This is a genomic window from Streptomyces beijiangensis (genome assembly GCF_017315755.1).
Lineage (GTDB): Bacteria > Actinomycetota > Actinomycetes > Streptomycetales > Streptomycetaceae > Streptomyces > Streptomyces beijiangensis.
The window spans coordinates 1-7342 of record NZ_JAFLRJ010000258.1; the positions used below are offsets into that span (position 1 = coordinate 1).

General features: G+C 70.7%; 10 protein-coding genes. 1 reads left to right on the forward strand and 9 read right to left on the reverse strand.

Going from position 1 to position 7342, the window contains the following annotated elements; translation table 11 throughout:
• Positions 1–426: 426 nt before the first annotated feature.
• The 7 genes from J0695_RS25440 to tsaB form a co-directional block, all read right to left on the reverse strand.
• Positions 427–1671, reverse strand: coding sequence for an RNA polymerase sigma factor (locus J0695_RS25440; protein ID WP_206965646.1), 1245 nt, complete (start codon positions 1669–1671; stop codon positions 427–429).
• 51 nt (positions 1672–1722) lie between these two features.
• Complete coding sequence (locus tag J0695_RS25445; protein WP_206965648.1) at positions 1723–2085, reverse strand: YciI family protein; 363 nt, start codon at positions 2083–2085, stop codon at positions 1723–1725.
• Positions 2086–2208: 123 nt separating this feature from the next.
• Positions 2209–3249: an LCP family protein gene (locus J0695_RS25450; protein ID WP_242553173.1), complete on the reverse strand. Its 1041-nt coding sequence runs from the start codon at positions 3247–3249 to the stop codon at positions 2209–2211.
• A gap of 84 nt (positions 3250–3333) precedes the next feature.
• Positions 3334–3597, reverse strand: a complete 264-nt coding sequence (locus J0695_RS25455; RefSeq protein WP_206965653.1) for a hypothetical protein — start codon at positions 3595–3597, stop codon at positions 3334–3336.
• Positions 3594–4703, reverse strand: a complete 1110-nt coding sequence (tsaD, locus tag J0695_RS25460) for a tRNA (adenosine(37)-N6)-threonylcarbamoyltransferase complex transferase subunit TsaD (protein ID WP_206965655.1) — start codon at positions 4701–4703, stop codon at positions 3594–3596. Before tsaD ends, J0695_RS25455 begins: the two co-directional genes overlap by 4 nt.
• Positions 4703–5188, reverse strand: coding sequence for a ribosomal protein S18-alanine N-acetyltransferase (rimI, locus tag J0695_RS25465; protein ID WP_206965657.1), 486 nt, complete (start codon positions 5186–5188; stop codon positions 4703–4705). The genes tsaD and rimI overlap by 1 nt, the downstream gene beginning before the upstream one ends.
• On the reverse strand, positions 5185–5829 hold the full coding sequence (gene tsaB, locus J0695_RS25470) for a tRNA (adenosine(37)-N6)-threonylcarbamoyltransferase complex dimerization subunit type 1 TsaB (protein WP_206965659.1): 645 nt from the start codon (positions 5827–5829) through the stop codon (positions 5185–5187). The genes rimI and tsaB overlap by 4 nt, the downstream gene beginning before the upstream one ends.
• 116 nt (positions 5830–5945) lie before the next feature.
• Between tsaB and J0695_RS25475 the strand changes: the two genes are divergently transcribed.
• Entirely contained in the window at positions 5946–6506 is a 561-nt protein-coding gene (locus J0695_RS25475) for a hypothetical protein (protein ID WP_206965661.1), read from the forward strand.
• Between the two features lie 21 nt (positions 6507–6527).
• Here J0695_RS25475 and J0695_RS25480 read toward each other — a convergent pair whose 3' ends face one another.
• On the reverse strand, positions 6528–6692 hold the full coding sequence (locus J0695_RS25480; RefSeq protein ID WP_206965662.1) for a hypothetical protein: 165 nt from the start codon (positions 6690–6692) through the stop codon (positions 6528–6530).
• 120 nt (positions 6693–6812) lie between these two features.
• Positions 6813–7325: a tRNA (adenosine(37)-N6)-threonylcarbamoyltransferase complex ATPase subunit type 1 TsaE gene (tsaE, locus tag J0695_RS25485; RefSeq protein WP_206965664.1), complete on the reverse strand. Its 513-nt coding sequence runs from the start codon at positions 7323–7325 to the stop codon at positions 6813–6815.
• Between the last annotated feature and the right edge of the window lie 17 nt (positions 7326–7342).

A 7342-nucleotide genomic window follows, 5' to 3' on the forward strand; every position in this document is an offset into this window, starting at 1 on the left:
CGCGTCGGGGTGCGCGGTGGAGGGGGCCTTCCCCGGGGCGGAGGCGGCCGGCGTATGCGTCTCCCCCGGACCGGAGCCCGACCCGGACGTGCATCCGGCGATCAGAGCACCGCCCAGCACACTGCCGAGAACCAGCCCCGCGACCTTCTTGCGCACGCTCGAACCTCTTGTCCGGTCTTGCCGACGTCTGCGACCTGCGCCAAGCAAGATGCAGAAATGGGCGGCCGGGTTCACTCATGCAGGCAGGGGCCCTCCGCGGGCGCGCGTCACGGGGCTCCGCCCCGGACCCCTCGGCTTCGCTCGAGCAGGGGGACCCCCTCGACGGGCTTGATTTTTCCGCTGTGCGCTTGCTTGTGCCTGTGCGTGCAAGCGCACATGGGCAAAATCAGCCCGTCCGGCGATTGAGGACAAGCGGCCGAAGGTCGCTTACCGGGGGTCCGGGGCGGAGCCCCTGGCCCTCCTGAGCAGCAGGGCCTTCTCCGCCGCGTTGCGTGTCAGGGTGGCCGCCCGCTCGAACTCCGCCCGCGCCTCGGCCGTACGCCCCACCCGCTCCAGCAGGTCCCCGCGCACACTCGGCAGCAGGTGGTATCCGGCCAGCGCCGGCTCCTCGGCCAGTACGTCCACGATCGCGAGCCCCGCCTCAGGCCCGTCCGCCATCGACACCGCCACGGCCCGGTTGAGCTCCACCACCGGTGAGGGCGGCAGCATCGCGTACAGGGCCGCGATCCGCGCCCAGTCCGTCTCCGCCCAGCTCCCCGCCCGTGCGTGGCAGACGGCGATGGCGGCCTGGACCGCGTAGGGCCCGGTCGCCCCGCCCAGCTCCCCCGCCTTCAGCAGCGCGGCGAACCCGCGCCGCACCAGCAGCTGGTTCCACCGCCCCCGGTTCTGGTCGGCGAGCAGCACCGGCTGTCCTTCGGGCCCTGTCCGCGCGCCCATCCGCGAGGCCTGGATCTCCAGGAGGGCGACCAGGCCGAGGACTTCACTCTCCTTGGGCATCAGCCCGGCCAGCACCCGCGCGAGGCGCACCGCGTCCTCGCAGAGCGCGGGCCGTGTCCAGTCGTCCCCTGTGGTCGCCGAGTACCCCTCGTTGAAGATCAGGTAGATGACTTCGAGGACCGAGGCGAGGCGCTGCTCGCGGTCCTTCCCGTACGGGACCTCGAAGGGGACCCCGGCGGTCGCCAGCTTCCGCTTGGCCCGCACGATCCGCTGCGCGACCGTCGGCTCGGCGACCAGATAGGCGCGGGCGATCTCGTCCGTGGTCAGCCCGCCGAGCAGTCGCAGGGTGAGCGCGATGCGCGCCTCGGCGGAGAGGACGGGGTGGCAGGCGGTGAAGATCAGCCGCAGCAGGTCGTCGTCGATGTCGCCGGGCCCCGCGGGTTCGTCCGGCGGCGGGGCCGTCTCCTCCAGCGTCCGCCCGACCTCGGCGAGCTTGCGGGCGTACGTCTCCCGTCTGCGTACGAGATCGATCGCCCGGTGCTTGGCCGTGGCCATGAGCCAGGCGCCCGGATTGTCCGGTACGCCTGCCTCGGGCCACTGCTCCAGCGCGGCGACCAGCGCGTCCTGTGCGATCTCCTCGGCGATGCCCACGTCCCGCACGATCCGGGTGACACCGGCGATGATCCGCGCCGACTCGATCCTGAATACGGCCTCGACCGCGTTTCCTGCCGTCACGGCCACCCATCAGAGCAGCCGTACAGCAGCCCGGCAACTGCTACTCGTCGCCTACTCGTCGCCGGGACCGAAGACCTGGCGCACCTCACAGGTGATGTCCCACTCGGGCTCGTGCACCTGGACGAACCGCTTGGTCCACTCGACGGCCTCGTCGATGTCCTTGGTCTGCAGCATCGCGTACCCGCCGACGACCTCCTTGGCCTCGGCGAAGGGACCGTCGAGCACGGTCGCCTTCCCGCCGTTCCAACGCACCCTGCGGCCGGTGTCGATCGGCCCGAGGCCGCCGGTGTCGAGCATGACGCCCGCCTTGGTCATCTCCTCCATGAGCACCCCCATCCGTTCCATCAGCTCGGCGCTGGGCTCGGCGGGAGAGTTGCTCTCGTCCACACGGATGATCGAAAGAAAGCGCGGCATGACAGTCTCCTCAAGCATGGTCGGCGGGGTGTTTCCCCGTCCTCTCACTAGTGCGTCGAATGACGCACGCCGAAATCGACACACCCCGCGAAGAATTCTTTCGGCCCAGCGGATTCAGCGGATTCAGCGCAGGGAGGCCCAGAGCTCGCTCGCCTCGGGCTCGTCGGCGACCACCCTGTTGCGGTCGGAGGGTGCTTGCAGGACCGGCATCATCACGGTCGTGAGCGCGCCGGGCTCGATCTGCCGCAGCCCCTGGGCCAGATCGGTCAGCTCACCGAGCGAGTCGAGGCCCGTGTCGGTCGTCAGGCTCCCGGTGACCGCGTCGGCCACCTTGTAGAGCTTCAGCGGATCGGTGAGCAGGTCCCCCGCCGACATCTCCGTGAGCATCGCCTTCACCAGCTGCTGCTGGAGCACTATCCGCCCCAGGTCGCTGCCGTCTCCGAGGGCATGGCGCGTACGGGCGAAGGCGAGCGCCTGCTTCCCGTCGAGCCGGTGGGTGCCGGCCGCCAGCCGCAGATGGCTGTCCTTGTCGTCGATGTCCTGCGTGGTGGTCACCGTGACCCCGCCCAGGGCGTCGATCAGCTCCGCGAACCCGGCGAAGTCGATCTCCATGTAGTGGTCCATCCGTACGCCGGTCATCTTCTCGACCGTCTTCACGGCGCAGACCGGACCGCCCACGGAGTAGGCGCTGTTGAACATGGCGTTGTACGCCACCGACGTGCTGCCCCCGGAGGGGGTCGGGCAGGACGGCCGGGTGACCAGGGTGTCGCGCGGTATGGACACGACGGTGGCCGCGGTGTGGTCGGCGTTGATGTGGACGACCATCGCCGTGTCGGAGCGGGCGCCGCCGCTCTCCCCGCCGCCGAGTGCCTGGTTCTTCTTGCCTGTACGCGAATCCGAGCCCAGCACGAGGATGTTCATCGTGCCGCTCGGGACGGCCGGCAGGGACGCCGACGCGGAGGCGGACGGGGTTGCCGAGGCGCGCTGCGGGCGGTCGGTGCCCAGCGCGCTGTTGATGTCGACGCCCTTGATGTTCCGGTCGAAGTGCCAGTACGCCCATCCCGCCCCGGCAGCGCCCACCACGAGGGTGGCGCCGAGGACGATGCCCATGGCTCTGAGCACGCGTGTGCGGCGTCGCCGCTGACCTGGCTGTTCGTCCGTCATGCGGAGGAACATACGTCCGAATCGACCCACCCCCTACGGGTAGCCGTTAATTCCAGGGAAAAACTCATATTCCGCCGAGAGCGGTCAGAGCGCTTCGAAGCGCCAGCGGTGCACGGCCCGGGCGATCAACTCGGCTCCCGGCTCCGGGAGTTCCGGCAGTTCCGCGTCGTACCCGGCATCCCACCAGGTGATCACGAGCACCCGGTCCTGGGGCGCCCGGAAGAACTCCTGCCGTACCGGCTCGGGCGAGCTGTGCTTGCCTTCAAGGGCCTGCGCACGCGCCCAGTCGAGGAGTTCCGCCCCCCGGCCATCGACCGCCCGCGCCTCCCACATCAACGCGACGCTCATGAGTACAGGTTGTCCTTGCTGACCTCGTGCACATGGTCGTGATCGTGTACGTGATCGTGCGTGTGCCCGGGCACGTGCGGCTCCGTCACCGGCAGCGACGAGTCCGCCGAAAGCTCCCAGTCCGACGCCGGCCGGTTGCGCGCCACCATCTCCGCGCCGAGCGCGGCCACCATCGCCCCGTTGTCGGTGCACAGTCCGGGCCGCGGCACCCGCAGCCGGATCCCCGCCTTCTCGCACCGCTCGGCGGCGAGCGCGCGCAGCCGGGTGTTGGCGGCGACACCGCCGCCGATCATCAGGTGGTCGACGCCCTCGTCGAGGCAGGCCCGTACGGCCTTCCGCGTCAGCACATCGACAACGGCCTCCTGGAAGGACGCCGCCACGTCCCGTACCGGCACCTCCTCGCCCGCCGCCCGCTTGGCCTCGATCCAGCGCGCGACGGAGGTCTTCAGACCGGAGAAGGAGAAGTCGTACGCGGGGTCCTTGGACCCCGTCAGTCCGCGCGGGAACGCGATCGCCTTCGGGTCGCCCTCCTTGGCGAGCCGGTCGATGACCGGGCCGCCGGGGAAGCCGAGCTGCAGCACCCGCGCGATCTTGTCGAAGGCCTCGCCCGCGGCGTCGTCGATGGTCGCGCCCAGCGGCCGTACGTCCGACGTGATGTCGGGGGCCAGCAGCAGCGAGGAGTGCCCGCCGCTCACCAGCAGCGCCATCGTCGGCTCGGGCAGCGGCCCGTGCTCCAACTGGTCGACGCAGATGTGGGAGGCCAGGTGGTTGACCCCGTACAGCGGCTTGTTCAGCGCGTACGCGTACGCCTTCGCCGCCGAGACGCCCACCAGGAGCGCCCCCGCGAGACCCGGCCCGGCCGTCACCGCGATGCCGTCCAGGTCGCTGCCCTTGACGCCCGCCTCCTTCAGCGCGCGCTCGATCGTGGGGACCATCGCCTCCAGATGAGCACGCGAGGCGATCTCGGGCACGACGCCGCCGAAGCGCGCGTGCGTGTCCACGCTCGACGCGATGGCGTCCGCGAGCAGGGTCGTGCCACGGACGATGCCGACGCCCGTCTCGTCGCAGGAGGTCTCGATACCGAGTACCAGAGGTTCGTCAGCCATCAGTTCAGTTCTCTGTTCTCTGTTCCTTGGACCACGAGACGCATCACGAGCGCGTCCACGTTCCCCGGCTGGTAGTAGCCGCGCCGAAATCCGATGGGCTCGAAGCCGAAGCGTTCGTACAGCTTCTGCGCCCGGGTGTTGTCCACGCGCACTTCGAGGAGGATCTCCTCGCACTCGAAGGCGGTGGCGTGCCTGAGCAGATCGGTCAGCAGCTCGGAGCCGAGCCCGGTGCCCCAGGCCTCCTTGCTGACGGCGATCGTCTGTACGTCACCGAGCCCGCCGGCCGCGGCGAGCCCCGCGTACCCGACGACCTTCTCGCCGTCCTCCGCGACCACATAGCGCCGGGTCGCGCCAGGACCGCGCGCATGGGCGAGCTCGGACCAGAACATCCCGGTGGACCAGGCGTCGTCGGGGAAGAGGGCGCGCTCAAGCTCAAAAACGCCCTCTATGTCCCACCAGCGCATCTCGCGCAGTACCGCGGTCATTTGGGGGTGACCACCTTGTAGTTCTTGGGCACCTGGGCGTCGGGCCTGCGCAGATAGAGCGGCGTTACGGGCAGGAAGTCGGCCCCGGCCGCGAGCCGTTCCGCGGCAAGACCGGCCAGCGCGCCCGCCGACACGTGCTCAGGGCCGCGGCCGTCGGGGAAGGCCTCCGGGTACAGCACGGCGCCCGCGCCCACGACCGGCAGTTCGGTGGCGACATCGGCGGGCCGGTCGACGGCGGGCTCGCTCACCCGCGTACGGGGGTCGCTGTAGCGCGCCCAGTAGACCTCCTTGCGCCGCGCGTCCGTGGCGACGACGAAGGGCCCTTCGATCCCGGAGGCGTACGCGAGCCCGTCCAACGTGCACAGCCCGTGCACCGGCACCCCGAGCACGGAGCCGAAGGTGGCGGCGGTCACCAGCCCCACGCGCAGCCCGGTGTAGGGGCCTGGCCCGACCCCGACGACGATCCCCGTCACGGCGTCGAGTTTCACCCCGGCCTCGGAGAGGACCCGGTCGACGGCGGGCAGCAGCAGTTCCCCGTGGCGTCGCGCGTCCACCTGAGAGGACTCGGCCACGACGGACGTACCGTCGTGGAGGGCGGCGGTGACGGCGGGCGTGGCGGTATCAACGGCGAGCAGAAGCACGCGAACAGCCTACGGCCACGACGACGGAGGCACGGCGCCGAGCCCGGCCCGCCCCCGGCTGCTACCGTCGGCGACGACCAGCGCAAAATCGTACGTACGGCAGAGGAGCACCCCAGGTGGCCAGGACCAGCTCGGGAATCGTGGCCGGGCTCACGGCGGCGGCCCTCACCGTGGTCGCCTTCCTCGCCTACCAGGCCTCGGCGAACGCCCCCGACAGCCTGGCAGCACCCGCCGGGACCGTCTCGCCGTCGACCTCGCCGTCGGGTACGTCGAAGAAGCCGAGCACCCCGGCGGCCCTCACGTTGCCGGCCGACTCGGGCAGCGGGATGCGGGTCGTGTACGCGCTGGGCGCCAAGCACGTATGGCTGGTGAGCAGCGCGGGCAAGCTGAGCCGCAGCTTCGATGTCACACCGAGCACGGTCAACCCGCCGGCAGGCTCGTACAGGGTCTACTCGCGCGCGGGGTCCGTCACCGGCTCCGACGGGGTCCAGATCGAGCATGTCGTCCGTTTCACGTCCGTCGACGACGTGACGATCGGCTTCAGCGCGGCGGTGGACGGCTCGATGCCGAGCCCGGACCCGAGCCGCAAGACGGGCGGGGTCCGGATGAAGCCGGCGGACGGGGACGTGATGTGGCCGTTCGCGACGATCGGCACGAAGGTCATCGTCGTCCCGTAGCGCCGGGGTGACCCGTACGGATTACGCGGCGTCGCGCCGCTCTTCCGCGTTCTCCTGATCCCGGTCCTGCTCCTGCTCCTCCTCCTGCGGCGGCGTGGACACCGCGGCGGCGGCCGCGCAGGAGGCCAGCAGATCGCGCATCGACACGGCGGACGGCGACTGGGGTACGACTCCCGACATCTCCATGACTGCCTCCCGGACCGAGCGTAGTTAGGCAGACCTAACCAAGGCCCGCGATCCCATGGGACCATGCCCGACCTGGCCTGTGCAACACCTTGCCGACGCGCTGTCGGAATCTGTACGTCCTCAGCCGGCCAGAGCGGCCAGCCCCGTCCGCGCCCACCGCTCCCCGGTCCCGGTCACCGTGACCACGCGGCGCTCGTCGTCCGTATCGCCCACAGCCCGGTCGATGACGACCCGCAGCCGGTCGTCCGACAGCTCCTCGACCTTGCCGTCGCCCCACTCCACCACCACGACGGAGTCGGACAGCGCGACATCGAGATCGAGATCCTCCATGTCATCGAGCCCGCCGCCCAGCCGGTACGCGTCCACGTGCACCAGCGCGGGCCCGTCGCCCAACGGCGGATGGACCCGGGCGATGACAAAGGTGGGCGAGGTCACGGCACCGCGCACCCCGAGCCCTTCCCCGAGCCCGCGCGTCAGGGTCGTTTTCCCCGCCCCGAGCTCCCCGGTGAGCATGACGAGATCCCCGGGCCGGGCGACGGCGGCGAGCCGCAGCCCCAACTCCCGCATCTCTTCGGGCGAGTTGATATCAAGACGAACGACGACCTCGGCGGCCTGGGGGTGCGCTGCTTCCATGGACCACAACGTTACCC